Annotated in this window: 19 protein-coding genes; 12 read left to right on the top strand and 7 right to left on the bottom strand. The window is 68.5% G+C overall.

The genetic code is table 11. The features are described 5' to 3' along the window. Positions 1–22 precede the first annotated feature (22 nt). From MCHLDSM_RS23100 to MCHLDSM_RS35120, 3 genes are read right to left on the bottom strand one after another with little or no spacing between them, the layout of a single operon-like run. Positions 23–2683, bottom strand: coding sequence for a hypothetical protein (locus MCHLDSM_RS23100; RefSeq protein ID WP_053083063.1), 2661 nt, complete (start codon positions 2681–2683; stop codon positions 23–25). Between the two features lie 18 nt (positions 2684–2701). Continuing rightward, on the bottom strand, positions 2702–2992 hold the full coding sequence (locus MCHLDSM_RS23095; RefSeq protein WP_082169040.1) for a WXG100 family type VII secretion target: 291 nt from the start codon (positions 2990–2992) through the stop codon (positions 2702–2704). Continuing rightward, entirely contained in the window at positions 2989–3588 is a 600-nt protein-coding gene (locus MCHLDSM_RS35120) for a WXG100 family type VII secretion target (RefSeq protein ID WP_053083062.1), read from the bottom strand. The genes MCHLDSM_RS23095 and MCHLDSM_RS35120 overlap by 4 nt, the downstream gene beginning before the upstream one ends. A gap of 77 nt (positions 3589–3665) precedes the next feature. Here MCHLDSM_RS35120 and MCHLDSM_RS23085 point away from each other — a divergent pair, with 77 nt between their 5' ends. Next, positions 3666–4169, top strand: coding sequence for a metallophosphoesterase family protein (locus MCHLDSM_RS23085; RefSeq protein ID WP_048472186.1), 504 nt, complete (start codon positions 3666–3668; stop codon positions 4167–4169). Further along, entirely contained in the window at positions 4162–4575 is a 414-nt protein-coding gene (locus tag MCHLDSM_RS23080; RefSeq protein WP_048472185.1) for an MmcQ/YjbR family DNA-binding protein, read from the top strand. The genes MCHLDSM_RS23085 and MCHLDSM_RS23080 overlap by 8 nt, the downstream gene beginning before the upstream one ends. Here MCHLDSM_RS23080 and MCHLDSM_RS23075 read toward each other — a convergent pair. Further along, positions 4559–5110, bottom strand: coding sequence for a cupin domain-containing protein (locus MCHLDSM_RS23075; protein WP_048472184.1), 552 nt, complete (start codon positions 5108–5110; stop codon positions 4559–4561). The genes MCHLDSM_RS23080 and MCHLDSM_RS23075 overlap by 17 nt on opposite strands. Positions 5111–5159: 49 nt before the next feature. Here MCHLDSM_RS23075 and MCHLDSM_RS23070 point away from each other — a divergent pair, with 49 nt between their 5' ends. Together MCHLDSM_RS23070 and MCHLDSM_RS23065 are read left to right on the top strand one after the other, a co-directional pair. Beyond that, a complete protein-coding gene (locus MCHLDSM_RS23070) occupies positions 5160–7034 on the top strand; it encodes an alkyl/aryl-sulfatase (RefSeq protein ID WP_048472183.1) in 1875 nt (624 codons plus the stop codon). A gap of 53 nt (positions 7035–7087) precedes the next feature. Next, positions 7088–10252: an ATP-binding protein gene (locus MCHLDSM_RS23065; protein WP_082169039.1), complete on the top strand. Its 3165-nt coding sequence runs from the start codon at positions 7088–7090 to the stop codon at positions 10250–10252. On the opposite strand, the gene MCHLDSM_RS23060 is transcribed toward MCHLDSM_RS23065, so the two are convergent. Then, positions 10249–11052: an SDR family NAD(P)-dependent oxidoreductase gene (locus MCHLDSM_RS23060; protein WP_048472181.1), complete on the bottom strand. Its 804-nt coding sequence runs from the start codon at positions 11050–11052 to the stop codon at positions 10249–10251. The genes MCHLDSM_RS23065 and MCHLDSM_RS23060 overlap by 4 nt on opposite strands. Here MCHLDSM_RS23060 and MCHLDSM_RS23055 point away from each other — a divergent pair. The 3 genes from MCHLDSM_RS23055 to MCHLDSM_RS23045 all read left to right on the top strand — a co-directional run bounded on the left by MCHLDSM_RS23055 (position 11029) and on the right by MCHLDSM_RS23045 (position 13580). Then, positions 11029–11637: a histidine phosphatase family protein gene (locus MCHLDSM_RS23055; RefSeq protein WP_048472885.1), complete on the top strand. Its 609-nt coding sequence runs from the start codon at positions 11029–11031 to the stop codon at positions 11635–11637. The genes MCHLDSM_RS23060 and MCHLDSM_RS23055 overlap by 24 nt on opposite strands. Before the next feature lie 10 nt (positions 11638–11647). Then, complete coding sequence (locus MCHLDSM_RS23050) at positions 11648–12667, top strand: phosphotransferase family protein (RefSeq protein ID WP_048472180.1); 1020 nt, start codon at positions 11648–11650, stop codon at positions 12665–12667. A 100-nt stretch (positions 12668–12767) separates the two neighbouring features. Continuing rightward, complete coding sequence (locus tag MCHLDSM_RS23045) at positions 12768–13580, top strand: transglutaminase-like domain-containing protein (protein ID WP_048472179.1); 813 nt, start codon at positions 12768–12770, stop codon at positions 13578–13580. Positions 13581–13585: 5 nt separating this feature from the next. Here MCHLDSM_RS23045 and MCHLDSM_RS23040 read toward each other — a convergent pair whose 3' ends face one another. Continuing rightward, positions 13586–13951 (bottom strand): LapA family protein, encoded by a 366-nt coding sequence (locus MCHLDSM_RS23040; RefSeq protein WP_048472178.1) that lies wholly within the window; start codon positions 13949–13951, stop codon positions 13586–13588. 164 nt (positions 13952–14115) lie between these two features. Between MCHLDSM_RS23040 and MCHLDSM_RS23035 the strand changes: the two genes are divergently transcribed. The 5 genes from MCHLDSM_RS23035 to MCHLDSM_RS23015 are packed head-to-tail and all read left to right on the top strand — an operon-like array spanning position 14116 to position 18205. Then, the gene (locus tag MCHLDSM_RS23035) at positions 14116–15012 is read left to right on the top strand and encodes an ABC transporter substrate-binding protein (protein WP_048472884.1); all 897 of its coding nucleotides are present in this window, start codon (positions 14116–14118) and stop codon (positions 15010–15012) included. 6 nt (positions 15013–15018) lie between these two features. Further along, positions 15019–16167, top strand: coding sequence for an ABC transporter ATP-binding protein (locus MCHLDSM_RS23030; protein ID WP_048472177.1), 1149 nt, complete (start codon positions 15019–15021; stop codon positions 16165–16167). Positions 16168–16170: 3 nt separating this feature from the next. Continuing rightward, positions 16171–16839, top strand: coding sequence for an ABC transporter permease (locus MCHLDSM_RS23025; RefSeq protein WP_048472176.1), 669 nt, complete (start codon positions 16171–16173; stop codon positions 16837–16839). Next, complete coding sequence (locus tag MCHLDSM_RS23020; protein ID WP_048472175.1) at positions 16836–17612, top strand: ABC transporter permease; 777 nt, start codon at positions 16836–16838, stop codon at positions 17610–17612. Before MCHLDSM_RS23025 ends, MCHLDSM_RS23020 begins: the two co-directional genes overlap by 4 nt. Next, complete coding sequence (locus tag MCHLDSM_RS23015) at positions 17609–18205, top strand: putative glycolipid-binding domain-containing protein (protein WP_048472174.1); 597 nt, start codon at positions 17609–17611, stop codon at positions 18203–18205. Before MCHLDSM_RS23020 ends, MCHLDSM_RS23015 begins: the two co-directional genes overlap by 4 nt. On the opposite strand, the gene MCHLDSM_RS23010 is transcribed toward MCHLDSM_RS23015, so the two are convergent. Further along, positions 18168–19127 carry a prephenate dehydrogenase gene (locus MCHLDSM_RS23010; protein ID WP_109788918.1) on the bottom strand — a complete coding sequence of 320 codons (960 nt, stop codon included), beginning with the start codon at positions 19125–19127 and terminating at the stop codon, positions 18168–18170. The two genes, MCHLDSM_RS23015 and MCHLDSM_RS23010, sit on opposite strands and share 38 nt — an antisense overlap. Between the last annotated feature and the right edge of the window lie 18 nt (positions 19128–19145).

Below are 19145 nucleotides of genomic sequence, written 5' to 3'. Positions count from 1 at the left end.
GGGCCACTCACTGGCACTTCATTCATGATCGCCCCTGCGGTATCCAATTGTTGCCTTGGAGCACGGCCACCAAGCGTTGCGTTCCATCATCGAGAACCTCCCACATCTCAGCGCCGTCTCGCATGGTGATCTCCTCGGCGACATACTCTGGAATGACATCGTCGCCTGACTTCGTGAATCCGTTGCCGGTGAATGGCTCATCCCAAGAGTCGAAATGTTCGTCCCCTCCCATGGAGGACTTTCTCGGCACCTCGTACGACCAGTCGTATTCAGCGTCGGCCTGGAAGCGGATGACGTGAGTTCCGGGATCGTGTTGTGCGAACGGCGAATCCCTGTAATCCAGACGAAGGTGGTCGTAGATCTCCGCCGGCGTTGAGAGGTGTGCGGTGTCGCCGGCCACCGTGACCGCCCCCCGTACCGCGCTGGCCTCGAATCCGGCGTCGCCGCGGATGTAGTCGTCGGCTCGGCTCTGTGCAAAATTCCCATCGGCATCGAAGAAGCCCGGCGGGATGACCTTCTGCATCACGGTGTCAGCTGTGGGTGCGGGCAGCGCGTCGCGCACGGTGTTCAGCAGGTGGCGTTGATCCGGTGTCAGGGCATCGGTGGGGGTGTTGACCAGATCCACGAAGTCACTCTTGCTCACACCGTGTGCTGCGAGCGCCTCGTCTACGCGGTGGTTGTCCATGAGCTGCTCGGGAGCGAAGGACGTCGTGTGACTACTGCCGTCCATCAGCGAGTACACCCGTGAATGCTCATCTCCGGAGCCCCCGTTGTGCGGGGAATGTGAGTCGTTGCCGTTGGTTCCTGGCTCGTCGGGTGAGCCAGGATGTTGCCCGTCTGAGGCCGGGCTTCCCACATCGTGGCTGCCGGGAGCGTCGGACGACGAGTGTTCGGGGACTCCTGAGAACTGGGGCTGTCCACCGTCGTGAGTACCTGCCGACGCGGTTCCTTCCGCCGGTCCGCCGACTGACGGAGGCTGGCCCGGTGACTCGGGTGCAGGGCTCGGCGAAGCCGTAGTCGACCCCGATCGAGGAGCCGCTTCCGTGCCTGATACGCCCCTTCCCGCCTGATCTACCGGTGCCCGCGGGCCGGCGCCACCTTCCGCGCCGGAACCGGACGGCCGTCCTCCGGAAGCGGGTGGCTCACCGGTGCGCGCAGGCCCGCCGCCTGAGGGACCTCCGCCCGAAGGAGCCGCACCCGCACCCGGCGTGCCCGGCCCGGCACCTCCTGGAATTCCCTCGGGCCGCACCGGCGGTATGCCCCCCGGTGCTGTGGGACGGAACTCCGGAACCCGCGGTGTCTCAATCGGACTGGGCGTCCCTCGCGTCCAGCTGCCGAGCTCACGGACACCGGGCAGTCGGCCCTCCTCCAGCACGCGGCGGCTCAGGTTCAGTCCCTTGGCGACGCTGCCCGTCTTCGACAGCGCACCGCCGGGCACGAACAGCGACCCGATGTTGAACGCGGCCTCACCGGCGGCGCGGCCGGGATGATCGCCGGACCACTTGTCCCACGCCACGAACTCCTTGCCCATGTTGGCCAGCACCCCGGGCAGGGACGACGGGTCCTTGGCCACCGACAGGGCCATCTCGGCCATGCCCTTCCACGTGTCGGGGTCGGCCATCGCGACCACCCCGGACACCGTGCCGATCAGCCCGGTGACCGCACCCACCTGCACGTCGGTGTAGAACGTGACCGCGTTGGCCAGCGCGTTGCCCGCCCGGTCGCCGAAGTGCTCCACCAGGATCGGGCGGATCCACTTCTGGAACGCCGTCGCCGCGTCACCGATGAGCACGGTCAGCTCGTCGAGCAGTCCGACGATGCCCTTGACCTGCTGCTGGAAGTTGTGCAGCACCGTGCCCACATCGTGGGCGACCTCGCGCAGGATGTCGTCGCCCTCGCCGGTGAGGAAGCTGGTCACCGTGTCCCACAGACCGTCCAGGGACAGCCGGTCCAGCAACCGCCGGATGGCGTCCTGGGTCTCCTGGACACCGGACGCAAAATCCGTGATGGACTGCGCCACCGATGAACTCACGTCGGCCAGCGAGGAGATCGCCGTGCCCAGACTCTCCAGCGCGGTCGTCATCGCTGCGCGCTCGGGGATCTGCTGGGCGGCGACGGCAGCCTTGATGCCGGTCAGCTGCGGCTCGATCAACGCGAACCCGGTGGCGAAGTTGCGCCATTGCGTCGCGGTCACGCCCATCATCGCCGCGTTGCCCGACGGCCACGTCATCGCGATCCCCGCCACCGGGCCGAGCCCGGGAAGCACCTGCAGCAGCGGCTGGATCAGATACCACTTCGACGGTGGGGGCACGGTGACACCGTTGGGTCCCGGCGGCACGTGCGCGGGCAGCGCCTTGCCGGGGTCGCCGCCGACGCCGCCCGACGGCCCGGCGCCCCCGATGGTCGACGCGGCGTCGGCGTTGCGGTAGTTGAAGCCGCTCGCCTCCAACAGCATTCCCACCGACGTGAAGGCGTTCGCCGCGTCGGCGACCGCGGAGGTGAACTCGCCGGCCTGACGGCCGTACTTCATGCCGAAGTTCAGCCCCGCCGCATCCATGCCCGACGAGATGCCGCCGCCCAGCGCCGCGCCCAACGCATCCGACAGCCGCGCCAGCTGGCCGCCCAGCGCCCCGGTCTGTCGACCCGCGGCGATCAGCGCCTCCGGATCAACCTCGATGCGCACCCGCAGCCCCTCCAGCGGTCACGTCTGCCACATCTGTCCGTTCTTGGTGACCGCGTCGGTGTAGTTCTTGTGCGCCGCGTCGGCGACCTTCTGCAGCGCCGACAGGGCCTCCTTCATCTGCTCGGCGCCGTCGTCCCACTGCTGCTGGGCCTGGGTCTGCGCGTCCGACCCGTCGCCCTGCCACGACCCGCGCAGAGCCGCCATCGTGTGCTCGATGTCGGCGAGGATCTCGGTGACGTCCCGGCCGAAGTCCTCCATGTGGGTGATCGCCGCACGCAGCTGGGCGAAATCCACCACGAGTGCGGTCATCGGTTCCGGTCTTCCGGTTCCCGGTCCGAGGGCTCGGGCGGCTCCTGGCCGCTCTGGATCGCACCCTCGACCATCTGGGTCACCTGTCCAGCCACCTCCCCCGCGATCTGGGTGGCCTGCGCGACGAGCCCGCCGAGCTGACCGGGCACCGACCCCGCAGACTGGCCCGCCGACGACAGCTGGTCGAGGTTCATCTGCTGCGCGAGGTCGGCCACGGGCGCCGGCAGCCCGGCACTCGGCGCGCCCGGCACACTGCCGCCGCCCCCTCCGCCACCGCCCGGAGAGCCCCCGCCCTGCATCGTCGCGCCCAACGCCTCGCCGGACTGCTCATCGGTCTTGGCGTACTCCTTGCCGGCGAGGTTCAGCAGGTCGGCCATGGTCTGCAGGCCGCGGATCACCTGACCCGCGCCGGTGTGCCACTGATCCCACGCCGGCCCGTACGCCGAGGCCGCATCGCCTTTCCAGCCGGACTCCAGCAGTTGCCGGGTCTCGAGGTCCACCCCGGACAGGCCGTCCTGCAGCCGCTGACCGGCATCACGCAGGCGCTCCGCCGCCGCCTGCAACTCCGACACCACCACCTCGACCGAACGCCCCACGCGAAGCAGCCTATGGGGCCGCGCAGGGGGGTCCGTGCGCCAATTTCGCGCGGCCCGGACGTCTTTAGTCTGGTGACGTGCGCCTTCTGCTGATCGCCGACACGCACGTCCCGAAGCGGGCCCGCGACCTACCGCCGCAGGTGTGGGACGCGGTGGACGCCGCCGATGTGGTGATCCACGCCGGGGACTGGGTGGAGCCCGGACTGCTCGACGTGCTCGAGACCCGCGCCCGGCGCCTCGTGGCCTGCTGGGGTAACAACGACGGCGACGAACTGCGCCGCCGGCTGCCCGAACGGGCCGACGTCGAACTCGGCGGGCTCCGCTTCACCGTGACCCACGAGACCGGCGGCGCCGCCGGCCGCGAGGCCCGGATGGCCAGGGCCTACCCCGACACCGACGTGCTGGTCTTCGGGCACAGTCACATCCCGTGGGACACCACCGCGGAAACCGGTCTGCGGCTGCTCAATCCGGGTTCGCCCACCGACCGGCGCCGCCAGCCGCACTGCACCTACATGACCGCGACGGCCGCCGACGGCGCGCTGACCGACGTGGAACTGCACCGGGTGCCCCGCCGTGAGTGACCGGCCGGCCACCGTCGACGACGTCCACGCGATCGCCGCGGGGATGCCGCACGTCACCACGATCGTGGGCCCGCGGGCGGGCAACCCGATCTACCAGGTGGGCGGGAAGTCGTTCGTGTTCTTCCGGACCCCGCGACCGGACGCCGTCGACCCCGACACCGGCGAGAAGTATCCCGACGTGATCGTGATCTGGGTCGAGTCCGAGGCCGACAAGCTGGCGCTGACGCAGGACCCGGACTCACCGTTCTTCACCACGTCGCACTTCGACGGGCACCCGTCGGTGCTGGTGCGCGCGAGCCGGCTCGGTGAGATCGGGGTGACCGAGCTGCGCGAGCTGATCCAGGACGCCTGGCTGTCCCGGGCGTCGAAACGGCGTGCCGCGCAGTGGCTCAGCCGGGACGGGTGACGTTGTCGTGCTCGGCTCCGCAGACGAACAGCGCGAGCCGGGCCGGGACGTCACCGGGGTTGCGCCACCGGTGCCGGGTGCCGTTCTGCACCACCGTGTCCCCGGGCTGCAGCGTCACCTCGGCGCCGTCGTCGAGTTCCAGGATGACGGTGCCCTCGAGCACCACCTCGAAGTCGATGGTGTCGGTGGTGTGCATGCCGGGGTCGTCGAGTTCCATGTAGCCGAGGAGCCCGGGCAGCTTCGCCTCCCCGTCGGCGATCGCCTCCTCGGTGGTGAGGTCGTCCGTCCTGGCCGTCGCGGTGCCCGGCGGCAGCGTGAACATCGAGAACCGGAACCCGCCGATCGGCGGAAAGTAGGTGCGCCAGTTCGGCATCGACCCGTCGTCGGGGAAGTGCGGGGTCTCGTCGCCGCCCCAGAGCATGGTGAACTCGGATCCGGGCAGCAGGACCGGCGTGCGCGGCGCGACCGTCTCGTCGCTGACGAACACCGACTTCCCGGACGCATCGTGGCCTGTGACGACTCGGCGGACATCCATCGGTCCAGTCAACCACCGGATGCGGTGTCGCCGTGGCAGTCTCTGCGGAATGGAGCACAAGCCACCGACCCCGACGATCGAAGCCGCCCACCGCGCGCATCTGGGGAGCCTGCCGTTCGACGACACGCGAGACTTCGCCGACGCGGACCGCGGCTTCATCGCCGCACAGCAGCCCTGCGTGATCACCGCCGCCGACGGCCGCGTCGTCTGGGACAACGACGTCTACGACTTCCTGCACGGTGACGCGCCCACCACCGTGCATCCCAGCCTGTGGCGGCAGTCCCAGCTGGTCGCCAAGCAGGGCCTCTACGAAGTGGTCGAGGGCATCTATCAGGTGCGCGGATTCGACCTGTCCAACATCACGTTCGTCGAGGGCGACACCGGCATCGTCGTGATCGATCCGCTGGTGTCGACCGAGGTCGCGGCCGCGGCCCTGGCGCTCTACCGCCGGCACCGGGGGGACCGCGCCGTCGTCGCGGTCATCTACACCCACAGCCACGTCGACCACTTCGGTGGTGTTCTCGGGGTGACATCCCAGGCCGACGTCGACGCAGGGAAGGTCGCGGTGCTGGCGCCCGAGGGCTTCACCGAACACGCGGTGCAGGAGAACGTCTACGCCGGAACCGCGATGGCGCGGCGCGCCGGGTACATGTACGGCGCCGTGCTCGAGCGCGGACCGCAGGGGCAGGTGGGCTGCGGGTTGGGCCAGACGCCGTCGACGGGCGAGGTCGCGATCATCGTGCCGACGGTGGACATCCGCGAGACGGGGGAGACCCACACGATCGACGGGGTCCAGATCGAGTTCCAGATGGCACCGGGCACGGAGGCGCCGGCCGAGATGCACTTCTACTTCCCGAAGTACCGCGCGCTGTGCATGGCCGAGAACGCCACGCACAATCTGCACAACCTGCTGACGCTGCGCGGTGCGCTGGTGCGCGACCCGCACGGCTGGGCCGGCTACCTCACCGAGGCGATCGACACCTTCGCCCACCGCGCCGACGTCGTGTTCGCCTCCCACCACTGGCCGACATGGGGGAAGGAACGCATCGTCGAATTCCTGTCGCTGCAACGGGATCTGTACGCCTACCTGCACGACCAGACGCTGCGCCAGCTCAACCAGGGCTACACCGGTATCGAGATCGCCGAGACGTTCGCGATGCCACCCGCGCTCGAGCGGGCCTGGCACGCGCACGGCTACTACGGCTCGGTCAGCCACAACGTCAAGGCGGTCTATCAGCGCTACATGGGGTGGTTCGACGGCAACCCCGGGCGGTTGTGGCCGCATCCACCCGAAGCCATCGGCCCGCGTTACGTCGCGGCGATGGGTGGCCTCGACCGCGTCGTCGAGCTGGCACAGCAGGCCTTCGATGACGGCGACTTCCGATGGGCGGCAACGCTTCTCGATCATGCGGTCTTCACCGACGAGAACCATCAGGGTGCCCGGCAGCTCTACGCCGACACCCTGGAGCAGCTGGCCTTTGGGTCCGAGACCGCGACCTGGCGCAACTTCTTCCTGGCCGGCGCCACCGAACTGCGCGACGGCAACTTCGGCACCCCGACCACGACGTCGACCACGATGGCCGCGCAGCTGTCGCCCGAGCAGATGTTCGATGTGCTGGCCATCAGCGTGAACGGGCCGCGGGCCTGGGATCTCGACCTCGCGATCGACGTCACCTTCGAAGACACCGCCACCAACTACCGGCTGACGCTGCGCAACGGCGTGCTGGTGTACCGCAAGGTCGACGCCGACGAGCAGACGGCGCAGGCCACGATCCGGCTGGCGACCAAGGTGCGGCTGCTCAGCCTGGCAGCCGGCGACGCCACATCACCGGGCGTCGAGATCACCGGCGACGCCGAGGTACTGACCGCGCTGGTCGGTGTGCTGGACAGGCCCGATCCCGGGTTCGACATCGTCACGCCGTGACGAGGTCTATCGTTGCGTCCACCAGAGGGCCCTGAACGTGCGAGTGCTGGGTTATGACGACTGTTCCGACCGCTTGCCGGCATTGCGGAGTCGAGCCGCGGAAGAACGCCCGATTCTGTGACAACTGCGGCGCCCCGATCACTCGGCCGTCGGGCGCTGAATACAAGCAGGTCACGGTTCTTTTCGCTGACGTGGTCCGGTCGATGGAGATCGCGGGGGCGCTGGGCCCCGAAGCGCTGAGAGAGTTGATGACCGAATTGGTCGACACCTGTGGCGCAGTGGTTCGTCGCTATGGCGGTGATCTGAATCAGTTCACCGGTGACGGAATCATGGCCTTGTTCGGCATACCGAATGCACTCGAGGACCATGCCCGCCGCGCATGTCTTGCCGCCCTGGACATCCAAGCCGAGGCCGCACGCATGGATTCGACGGTCTTGGACCGCGCGGGGATGGTGCTGCGCTTACGGATCGGACTCAACTCCGGCCTCGTCATCGCCGGTGATGTCGGTTCGGCTCCGGTCGCCTACACGGCCATGGGGGGCCATGTGGGGATGGCGCAGCGCATGGAGTCTGTCGCCGGACCCGGCGGCGTCATGCTCAGCGAGTCGACTGCCCGACTCGTCGAAGGCGATTTTCACCTCGGCCCCCGAGAGCTCGCACGCATCAAGGGCTCCGACCAACCGGTTCCCGTCCACCGACTCCTGTCTGCGGTGGTCGAACGTGAAATGACCCGACGACGTTCGCGCCTTGTCGGGAGAATGTCCGAGAATCGTTGCATCGCAGGCGTTCTCGAAGATGCGCGCGATCGAGTCGGCGGCGTCGTCACAGTGCAGGGGACACCGGGCGTCGGTAAGACCCGGTTGGTCCAGGAATCGATGAGCGCCGCGACGCAGCGCGGATTCGATGTCTTCTTCACCTACTGTGAGTCACACGCACGCGAGATCTCGTTCAATGTGATCTCGCGTCTGCTGCGAGCAGTGTTCGCAATCGGCGGCGTCGAACCGACTGCGGCGCGATCGATGGTTCGTGCGGACATCGACGATGCCGACGACCAGGATCTGTTGCTGCTGTACGACATGCTCGGAATCGGCGAGACGGACATGCCGCTACCCGACGTCAGTCCCGATGCGCGGCGGCGACGGCTCATCGACTTGATGAGCAAGATCTCGCTGGCCAGGTCACGACCCACTGTCTACGTGATCGAAGACGTCCACTGGATCGATGAGGTCAGCGAATCCATGCTTGCGGAGTTCGGTCGAGCGATCATCCGGGCGAAGGCGACGATCCTGATCACGTATCGCCCCGAGTACCGGGGAGCCTTGTCCCGGATCGACGGCGCGACGACGATAGAGCTCGCCCCGCTTCCCGATGTGGACACACAGGAGTTGGTCAGAGAACTCCTCGGTGCGGATCCCTCGGTCGACGGACTCGTGGCGGTCATCGTGCACCGTGCGGCGGGAATCCCGTTTTGTGCCGAGGAGATCATCCGCGATCTTGCGGAGCGGGGCGAGATCGCGGGAACCTCGGGCAACTACACCTGCGACCGGGAAGTCGACGATGTGCAGGTGCCGGCCACGCTGCAAGCCGCTATCGGTGCCCGGATCGATCGGCTCGACGCGACTGCCAAGCGCACGCTCAACGCCGCGGCGGTGATGGGTGTGCGGTTCCGCGCGGATCTGGTTGAGCGCCTCGTGGGCAGTGCCGACTGGAAACCGCTGGTCGAAGGTCAGCTCGTCGATGTGCTTCATGGTGCGGGCGATGGCGAGTATGCCTTCCATCATCCCCTCACGCAGAAGGTGGCATACGAGTCGCAGCTCAAGTCGGCGCGCTCGGAACTGCACCGACGTGCGGCGGTCATCATCGAACAGACGGATGCGGCAGCCACCGGTGAAGGCGCCGCCGCGATCGCCACCCAGTACGAGTCGGCCGGCACCTGGAAAGAGGCATACACCTGGTCGATGCGCGCCGCGGAATGGTTCGGAGCGCGCGACATCCGAGCCTCGCGCGGCGCTTGGGAGCAGGCTGCGCGGATCGCCCACAAATTGCCGAACGGTCACGCAGATGCTCTGGCGATGAGGATCGAGACTCGGGCACTATTGTGTGGCACAGCTTTCCGCGTAGGAGGCGATCCCGAATCCACGGGATTCGAGGAGTTGCGCAGCCTGACGTCGCAGGCGAACGACAAGCGGTCGCTGGCCGTCGGAATGGCGGGCTATCTCAACACTCTCACCTTCAATTCGCGTCACCAGGAGTCCGCAGAGACGGCGTCCGAACTCGCCACACTGCTCGAGTCGATCGGCGATCCGACCATGACCGTCGGCCTTCTCTACGGCGCAGCACAGGCGAAGTGGGAAGCCGGGCAAGCGATTGAGAGCCGACGGCTCGCGCAGCGCATCATCGACCTGGCTGACGGCGACCTCGAGATGGGCAACCTGGTGCTCGGTTCCCCGCTTGCGTGGGCCACCTCGCTACGGGGAGTGTCATCGATGGTGTTGGGTCAGCCTGGGTGGCGCACCGATATACAGCGCGGGATCGCAATGGCCCGATCGTTCGACGCGGCCACGAGGATCGTGACACAGCTGTACCGGTTTTCCGGCGCCGTCGCGCACGGTGCAGCACTTCCCGATTCGAGCGACATGTCCATGACGGAGGAGTCTGTGGAGGTCGCGAAGCAGTCGGGTGATAATGCCGCACTTGCCTTCTCGTACATGAACCGGGCAATGTGTCTGCTACATACGCCCGAGAACCATGGTTCGGTCGGGATCGAGGCGCTGCAGACGGCGCGCGAACTGATAGTGCGCGACAGGCTGACTTTCACGTTGCGTCGGCTGTGCGATATCGAACTGGCGCGTGAGCGGCTCGAGGCGGACGACCCTGATGGGGCGCTCGACCTCGCCAAGGGCGTGCTTGACGAGCAGTTCACCAGCGGCGAGATGGCGTACCGTGGTCCTGCCACGTCGGTGGTCGTCGAAGCGTTGCTGCGTCGCGGCCAGCGGCACGATCTCGAGACGGCTCGAGGAGCGATCGAACGATTGTCGATGGTGCCGACGGATGTCGGATTCGTTCTGCATCGCCTTCCTGTTCTTCGGTTACGGGCGCTGCTGGCGAGGCAGACGGGAGCAGAGGGCGAGTACCGCGATCACCTGGCCCGGTATCGGCAGATGGCGGCCACGTGTGGCTTCGACGCCCACATCGCCGAGGCCGCCCGAATGCCCTAGGGCATCCCGCCGTCGGCGCGGACGATCGATCCGGTGGTGAAGCTCGACGCGTCCGACATCAGGAACAGAGCGGCGCCGACGATCTCGCTGGGCTGACCGGCGCGCTGCAGCGCGAAGTGCCGGAAGGGGTTGTCTCCGGACAGGTTCCACGCCGCGCTGATATCGGTGAGGAACGGGCCGGGCATCAGCGTGTTGACGCGCACCGTCGGACCGAACGCCTTGGCGAGTCCCTCGGTCATCGCGTTCAGCCCCGCCTTCGACGCGGCGTAGGGGAGGAACGACGGGTCCGGCCGCAGCGATCCGTGTGTGCTGACGTTGATGATCGAGCCGCCGCCGGCGGCCACCATGCGCTCACCGACCAGAGCCGACAACCGGAACGGGCCCTTGAGATTCAGATTCATCACCGCGTCGAACAGCTTCTCGGTGACATCGCCGAGCGTGTCGTAGAGCGGCGACATGCCGGCGTTGTTGACCAGCACGTCGACCCGGCCGAACCGGTCGTAGGCGGCGTCGACCAGGCCGTCGAGCTCGTCCCACCGGCCCACGTGCACCGCGTACGGGAACGCGGCCCGGCCGGTCTCGGCGGCGATCTCCTCGGCGGTGGCCACGCACGCGTCGTACTTACGGCTCGCGATGACGACGTCGGCGCCGCACCGCGCCGCCGCGAACGCCATCTCCCGTCCCAGACCGCGGCTGCCGCCGGTGACCAGCACCACCCGGTCGGTGAGATCGAACAGCGAATCGGCATAACCTGACACGCGCCCTATGGTGGCACGGTGCAACTGCTTCTGGTCCGACATGCGCTACCACTGCGCAGCGAGCCCGGGGAGGGCTCGGATCCCCGACTGTCCGACGAAGGTGCCGCGCAGGCGGCGCGGCTGCCCGATGCGCTGGCCCGCTTCCCGATCACCAGGCTGGTGAGCAGCCCGCAGGTGCGGGCCATCGAGACGGGCCGGCCGCTGGCCGACAAGCTCGGGTTGCCGATCGAGGTGGACGACCGGCTCGCCGAGTACGACCGCGACCTCCCGCACTACATCCCGATCGAGCAGATCGCGAAGGAGAACCCGCAGGAGTTGCAGCGGCTGATCGACGGCCATCTCCCGAGCGGCGTCGACGAGGACGCCTTCCGCGCCCGCATCACCGCCGGCATCGACGACCTCGTGCAGGCGGCCGACCACGACGACACGGTCGCGGTGTTCAGCCACGGCGGTGTGATCAACGTGCTGCTGCACGCGATCCTGGGCACCGAACGGCTGCTGTCGTTCCACGTCGACTACGCATCGGTGACGCGGCTGCTGTCCTCGCGCACCGGACGGCTCTCGGTCGCGAGCGTCAACGGCACCGAACACGTATGGGACTTATTGCCCCGGAACCACCGGTGGTAGACAAGTTCCCGTGACTGACCTCGAGGGCCTCGATCTGGCCGCCCTGGACCGGCACCTGCGTGACTCCGGGGTGCCTCGCGACGGCGAACTCCGCGCCGAGCTCGTGTCCGGCGGCCGGTCGAATCTGACGTTCCTGGTCTTCGACGATGCGTCGAAGTGGGTGCTGCGGCGGCCGCCGCTGCACGGGCTGACCCCGTCGGCGCACGACATGGCCCGCGAGTACCGGGTGGTGGCGGCGCTGGCCGACACGGCGGTGCCGGTCGCCCGCGCGGTGACGATGCGCAACGACGACTCCGTGCTCGGTGCGCCGTTCCAGATGGTCGAGTACGTGCCGGGCCGGGTGGTGCGCCACACCGGCCAGCTCGAGGCGCTCGGCGGCAGGGACACCATCGAGGCGTGCGTCGACGCGCTGATCGGGGTGCTGGCCGACCTGCACGCGGTCGACCCCGACGCCGTCGGACTCGGCGACTTCGGCAAGCCCACCGGGTACCTGGAGCGCCAGGTGCGGCGCTGGGGGTCGCAGTGGGAACTGGTCAAGCGCCCGGACGACCCGTGCGACGCGGACGTCAAGCGGCTGCACGCCAAGCTCGCCGAGGCGGTCCCCGCGCACAGCCGGTCGGCCATCGTGCACGGCGACTACCGCATCGACAACACGATCCTCGACGCCGACGATCCGACCCGGGTGGTGGCGGTGCTGGACTGGGAGATGTCCACGCTCGGCGACCCGATCAGCGATGCGGCGCTGATGTGCGTCTACCGGCATCCCACGTTCCATTACGTGCACGCCGACGCGGCGTGGGCCTCGGAGCTGATCCCGGACCCGGATGCGCTGGCCGAGAAGTACGCCCGCGCCGCGGGGCAGGATCTTCACGACTGGGACTTCTACATGGCGCTGGCCTACTTCAAGCTCGCGATCATCGGCGCGGGCATCGCCTACCGCTCCCGCGAGGCCGGCGTGACCGACGAGACGGACAAGGTCGGCGAGGCCGTCCCTCCGTTGATCGCTGCAGGGTTGGCGGAGCTGGCCTAGGCTGGGGTTTCGTCGCAGCTCACCCTGGGTAGAGAAGCGCGTGCCCCAAACGATCGCCCCGCCCGCTCACCATCGCGACCCGACAAGAAGGCCCACCGCCATGAAACGTGATGTCGGCGCGGAGCTGGACGTGGAGATCACTGCGCCCACGACGCTCGAATTCCAGATCGCCGTCGCCCCGCAGTCGGGCGTCGAGATCACCGAATCCCTGTCATTCGTGTTGGACGGCAAGGAGATTCCCTCGGGTGACATCAAGGAGATCGCGGGTGAACACGGCAACCGCATCCACACGCTCGAGGTCGCCAAGGGCAATCTGAAGGTCAGTTACTCGGCCAGCGTCGTCGGGCAGGCGGACCCGCCGCCGCTGCGCGACATCGATTTCTCGACCTATCTGCGGCCCAGCCGGTACGCCGAGGCCGACAAGTTCTTCGGTTTCGCCGCGACGGAGTTCGGTGATCTTGCCGACACTGCCACGATCCTCGAGAAGGTGTCCTCCTGGGTCGGGTCCCGGCTCAACTACGTCCCCGGCTCCAGCGATCCGATCGACGGAGCGGCCGACACGCTGCTCGCCGGCGAAGGTGTCTGCCGCGATTACGCGCATCTCGTGGTCGCGCTTCTGCGGGCGGTGAACGTGCCCGCGCGGCTGGTGTCGGTGTACGCGCCGGGGTGCCAGCCGATGGACTTCCACGCCGTGGCCGAGGCGTTCGTCGACGGTCAATGGCGGGTGGTCGACGCCACCCTGCTGGCGCCGCGCCAGTGCCTGGTCCGCATCGCCACGGGACGCGATGCCGCGGACACCGCATGGCTCGACAACCACAAGGGCGCGATCACGGTGAACAACATGACCGTCACCGCGACGGTCGACGGCGATCTGCCGCGCGACTCGATCGACCAGTTGGTGTCGATCCAGTGAGACGGCTACACGCCGCCCTTGAGGTTCTTCTTCGCCGCGCGGCGTAGCTGGAAGATGCGTACCGCGCCGACGGCGACCGTCAGCAGTCCGCCGGCCACCGCCGCGAACAGGATGGCCACCCCCAGCGGCAGGCTCCACTGCCAGCCGAGGAACTGGAACGCGGCCGACTCGGTGTTCTGCGCGATGAAGATCAGCAACACGATGAGGATCAGGAAGCCCAGCGTCAGCGCCGACCACAGCGCTGCGGCGCGGGTGCGGTGGACGGCCGACTTCGCCGGGGACGCGGTCCCCCCCGCCGGGGTGGCGGGCGCGTCGAACGGCGGCGGCGGTGGTGGTGGCGGCTCGGCCGACGCGAAGGGGTCGCTGGACATGGCTCCATCTTTGCCCTTTGCGGCTTCGAATGAAACATGCAGGGTGATCGCGTTAGGGTCACGAAAGTTTCCGCGACCTGGAAAGGACGTCCGGCGTGACTAGCTCCCGAAAGCCAGCCCGAAAGTTCCGGTGGTTCCGATGGCGCGCTGTGCTGGTGCTCGTCATGGCGGTGACGGTGGCGGCCTGCGGCAGCTCCAATCCGCTCGGCGGCGGCGAAGTCTCCGGTGATCTGAAGTCGATCAAGGTGGGGTCGGCGGACTTCACCGAGTCGAAGATCATCGCCGAGATCTACGCCCAGGCACTCGAGGCCAACGGCTTCACGGTGTCGCGTCAGTTCGGGATCGGCAGCCGCGAGACCTACATCCCCGCGGTGCAGGACCACTCGATCGACCTGATCCCCGAGTACACCGGCAATCTGCTGCAGTACTTCGACGCCAAGAGCGCGGCGACCACCCCCGACGCCGTGTTGCTCGCACTGTTCAAGGCGCTGCCCGGTGACCTGTCGATCCTCACTCCGGCCCCCGCGGAGGACAAGGACACCCTCGCGGTGTCCGAGGCGACCGCGCAGCGCTGGAACCTGAAGTCCATCGCCGATCTCGCGCAGCATTCCGCCGAGGTGAAAGTCGGTGCGCCGTCGGAGTTCCAGACCCGCCAGACCGGGCTGGTCGGACTCAAGGAGAAGTACGGTCTGGACGTCGCGCCGGCCAACTTCGTCGCCATCAGCGACGGCGGCGGCCCGGCGACGGTGCAGGCGCTCACCGGCGGCACGGTCACCGCGGCCAACATCTTCTCCACCTCGCCGGCGATCGAGCAGAGCAAGCTGGTGGTTCTCGAAGACCCGAAGAACGTGTTCCTGGCCGCGAACGTGGTCCCGTTGGTCGCCTCGCAGAAGATGTCGAGCGACCTCAAGACCGTGCTCGACGCGGTCAGCGCCAAGCTCACCACCGAAGCGCTGATCCAGATGAACACCGCGGTGGAGGGCAACCAGGGCATCGACCCCGACGAAGCGGCGGGAAAGTGGATCGCCGACAACGGCTTCGACAAGCCCGTACAGAAATAGGCAGCCGTGATCACCTTCACCAACGTCACGAAGAAGTACCCGGACGGCACCGTCGCGGTCGACGACCTCACGCTGGAGGTGCCCGAGGGCACGCTCACCGTGTTCGTCGGGCCGTCGGGCTGTGGCAAGACGACCTCGATGCGGATGATCAACCGGATGATCGAGCCGACCTCGGGGACGCTGACGGTCAACGGGGAGGACGTCACCAAGGTCGACCCCGTCAAGCTGCGGCTGGGGATGGGTTACGTGATCCAGAGTGCCGGCCTGATGCCGCATCTGCGGGTGGTCGACAACGTCGCGACCGTGCCGGTGCTGCGCGGCGAATCCCGCCGCACCGCACGCAAATCCGCGCTCGCGGTGCTCGAGCGGGTGGGCCTGGACCCGGCGTTGGCCAACCGCTATCCGGCGCAACTGTCCGGCGGGCAGCAGCAGCGCGTCGGGGTGGCGCGGGCGTTGGCCGCCGACCCGCCCATCCTGTTGATGGACGAACCCTTCAGCGCGGTCGATCCGGTGGTCCGCGACGATCTGCAGGCCGAGATCCTGCGCCTGCAAAGCGAATTGCGTAAGACGATCGTGTTCGTCACCCACGACATCGACGAGGCGATCAAACTCGGCGACCGGGTCGCGGTGTTCGGCCGCGGCGGCGTCCTGCAGCAGTACGACGCCCCCGCCCGGCTGCTGTCCAATCCCGCCAACGACGACGTCGCCGGCTTCGTCGGCGCCGACCGTGGCTACCGGGGGCTGCAGTTCTTCCACGCCACCGGCCTTCCGCTGCACGGGATCCGGCACGTCGGCGAACCCGAGATCGACGCGCTGTCGCTGGCGCCGGGCGACTGGGTGCTGGTCACCCGGCCGGACGGCACTCCCTACGCGTGGATCAATGCCGAGGGTGTCGAGTTGCACCGGTCGGGAAGCTCGCTCTACGACAGCACGATCGCCGGCGGCTCGCTGTTCCGGCCGGACGGCACCCTGCGGCTCGCGCTGGACGCGGCGCTGTCCTCCCCGGCCGGACTCGGGGTCGCCGTCGACGACGGCGGCCAGGTGATCGGCGGGGTGCGGGCCGACGACGTGCTCGAGGCGCTGGACACCCAACGCACCGCCCAGCAGGCGGTTCCGGCGGGGCAGGAGCGCAGCGACTCGGGGGAGAAGAGTTAGCGAATGCGGTATCTGTTCACCCACCTCGACGACCTGTGGGCGCTGACGGTCATCCACCTGAGGCTCTCGCTGATCCCGATCGTGCTGGGGTTGGTGATCGCGGTGCCGTTGGGCGCGCTGGTGCAGCGCACCACGGCGCTGCGCCGTCTCACGACGGTGACGGCGAGCATCATCTTCACCATCCCGTCCCTGGCTCTGTTCGTGGTGCTGCCGCTGATCATCCCCACCCGGATCCTCGACGAGGCCAACGTCATCGTCGCGCTGACGCTGTACACGGTGGCGCTGCTCGTGCGCGCCGTGCCCGAAGCGCTGGACGCGGTGTCGCCCGCAGTGCTCGACGCCGCCACCGCCGTCGGCTACAAACCGCTCACCCGGATGCTGAAAGTCGAACTGCCGCTTGCTGTTCCGGTGCTCATTGCCAGTCTGCGGGTGGTGGCCGTCACCAACATCTCGATGGTGTCGGTGGGCTCGGTGATCGGCATCGGCGGTCTGGGCACCTGGTTCACCGAGGGCTATCAGTCCAACAAGAGTGACCAGATCGTGGCCGGCATCATCGCGATCTTCGTGCTGGCCATCGTCATCGACACGCTGATCATGCTGGCCGGCAAGGCACTCACACCCTGGACCAGGGCGCAACGCGGACCCGCCGCGAAGAAGGGGGTGCCCGCGTGAACTTCCTGCAGCAGGCGCTGTCGTTCATCTTCACCGCGGCCAACTGGGGCGGCCCGGCCGGGCTGGGCACCCGCATTCTGGAACACCTGCAGTACACCGCCGTCGCCACGCTGTTCTCCGCGCTGATCGCGATCCCGATCGGAATGCTGATCGGGCACACCGGCCGCGGCACCTTCCTCGTCGTCACCGGGGTCAACGCGCTGCGGGCACTGCCGACGCTGGGGGTGCTGCTGCTCGGCGTGCTGTTGTGGGGACTCGGGCTGGTGCCGCCGACCGTGGCGCTGATGCTGCTCGGCATCCCACCGCTCCTGGCCGGCACGTACGCCGGCATCGCCAACGTCGATCGGGCGGTGGTCGACGCCGCCCGGTCCATGGGGATGACGGAGTCGCGGATCCTGCTGCGCGTCGAGACACCCAACGCGATGCCGCTGATCCTGGGCGGACTGCGTACCGCGACACTGCAGATCGTCGCGACGGCGACCGTGGCGGCCTACGCCAGCCTGGGCGGGCTGGGCCGCTACCTGATCGACGGCATCAAGGTGCGCGAGTTCCACATCGCCCTGGTCGGCGCGCTGATGGTGACCGCGCTGGCGCTGATCCTGGACGCGGCGCTGGCCTTCGCGGTCTGGGCGTCGGTGCCCGGCAGCGGGCGGCTGCGGGGCAACCGTTCGATGCCCCAGCCGTTCCTCTCCGACGAGGTGGCACTCGAATCGCAGCCCACTTCGGGAGCCCGCCACGAACGAGGCAGGGCGTCGCCTACGGTAGAGCCATGAGTGAAGCCGATCGCTCTGATGCGACCTCCTTCCCTGCCGTGCTGACCTGGCGGGCGCCCGACGAACCGCGGATGGAGTCGGTGCGCGTGCAACTCTCGGGCAAACGCATCAAGGCCTACGGCCGGGTGGTTGCGGCTGCCACTGCCGCGCACCCCGCCTTCAGCGCCTCCTATGACCTCGTCACCGACGAGGTCGGCGCGACCAAGCGGTTGTCGATGACCGTCACGCTGGCCGAGCGCGAGCGGCAGCTCTCGATCGCCCGGGACGAAGAGAACATGTGGCTGGTGCAGGAACACACCGGGCAGACCAGCCGCTCGGCCTACGAGGGTGCGCTGGACGTCGACGTGATCTTCAGCCCGTTCTTCAACGCGCTGCCCATCCGTCGCACCGGCGTGATGCCCGGCAGCGGTGAGTCGATCACCGTGCCCGTGGTCTACCTGCGGGTGCCCGACCTGTCGGTCGACGTGGCGCACATCAGCTACTCCGCCTCCGACGACGGCATCAAGCTGCATTCACCTGTCGCGCAGACCACCGTCACGGTCGACGCGAACGGCTTCATCCGCGACTATCCCGGTTTGGCAGAGCGGATCTGATCACCCCGCCGGCCCGTCCGGCGGCGGCCAGTTCGTCGCGCCAGCCGTGCGCGCCGACCGCGATCCCGACGATGTCGGGCCGGCTGAAGCTGTCGTAGCGCGCCCGGGCGGAATGCCCGGCCTCCACGAGCTGGGCCACCGACCGATGGTGTGCCAGCTGGTCGCGGGCATGGGTGAGCAGCCGCAGACTCTCGTCGAGGACGGGGAGCAGTTCGTCGGCGTTGGCCTCGCACATCGCGCGCACCAGGTTCGGCGCCGTCGCCGCGACCCGGGTGCCGTCGCGGAAGGAGCCCGCCGCCAGCGCGAACGCCAGCGGGACCTCCCCGGCGGTGGCGGCCAGCGCCTCGGCGAACAGGTGGGGCAGATGCGAGATGGTCGCGGCGGCCCGGTCGTGTTCGTCCGAGCGTGCCGGGACGACGACGGCGTGGCAGTCCAGCGCCAGCGCGGTCACCTCTGTCCAGACCTCCGGGTCGACGTGGTCGTCGACGCTGACCACCCACGGCGCATCGACGAACAGCCGGGCGTCCCCGGCCGTCCAACCGGACTGCGCGGTGCCCGTCATCGGGTGGCCCCCGACGAACCGGTCGAGCAGTCCGGCCCGGCCGACCTCCTCGAGGACGGCGCCCTTGACGCTCGTGACGTCGGTCAGCGGGCAGTGCGGGGCGGTGGAGCGGACGTGCGCCAGCATCAGGCCCAGGGCCGGCACGGGTACCGCCAGGACGATCAGGGCGCCGGTCTCGGCGGCCCGCGTCAGCGCCTCGTCGAGACGGGTGGTGGCGTCGTACCCGTCGAAGCGGGCGGCCTCGACGCCCTCGACCGACCGGTTGTAGCCGAACACGTCACGCCCGGCGGCCTGCGCCGCCCGCATCAGCGAGCCGCCGATCAACCCGAGACCGACGACGCAGACCGGTGTCTTCCTCACCCGTTCAGGTTGGCATAT

It is taken from the genome of Mycolicibacterium chlorophenolicum (assembly GCF_001044235.1).
GTDB lineage: Bacteria > Actinomycetota > Actinomycetes > Mycobacteriales > Mycobacteriaceae > Mycobacterium > Mycobacterium chlorophenolicum.
Note: the sequence above shows the minus strand (reverse complement) of the source record. Positions and strands in the feature narration are given on the sequence as shown.

Bases quoted from the DNA above. Each gene is read 5' to 3' on its own strand.
- MCHLDSM_RS23070 (WP_048472183.1), top strand. From the start codon at position 5,160: ATGGAGCACAAGCCACCGACCCCGACGATCGAAGCCGCCCACCGCGCG.
- MCHLDSM_RS23015 (WP_048472174.1), top strand. From the start codon at position 17,609: ATGAGTGAAGCCGATCGCTCTGATGCGACCTCCTTCCCTGCCGTGCTG.
- MCHLDSM_RS23035 (WP_048472884.1), top strand. From the start codon at position 14,116: ATGGCGGTGACGGTGGCGGCCTGCGGCAGCTCCAATCCGCTCGGCGGC.
- MCHLDSM_RS23060 (WP_048472181.1), bottom strand. From the start codon at position 11,052: ATGTCGGACCAGAAGCAGTTGCACCGTGCCACCATAGGGCGCGTGTCA.
- MCHLDSM_RS23075 (WP_048472184.1), bottom strand. From the start codon at position 5,110: ATGGATGTCCGCCGAGTCGTCACAGGCCACGATGCGTCCGGGAAGTCG.
- MCHLDSM_RS23095 (WP_082169040.1), bottom strand. From the start codon at position 2,992: ATGACCGCACTCGTGGTGGATTTCGCCCAGCTGCGTGCGGCGATCACC.
- MCHLDSM_RS23045 (WP_048472179.1), top strand. From the start codon at position 12,768: ATGAAACGTGATGTCGGCGCGGAGCTGGACGTGGAGATCACTGCGCCC.
- MCHLDSM_RS23025 (WP_048472176.1), top strand. From the start codon at position 16,171: ATGCGGTATCTGTTCACCCACCTCGACGACCTGTGGGCGCTGACGGTC.
- MCHLDSM_RS23065 (WP_082169039.1), top strand. From the start codon at position 7,088: ATGACGACTGTTCCGACCGCTTGCCGGCATTGCGGAGTCGAGCCGCGG.
- MCHLDSM_RS23040 (WP_048472178.1), bottom strand. From the start codon at position 13,951: ATGTCCAGCGACCCCTTCGCGTCGGCCGAGCCGCCACCACCACCGCCG.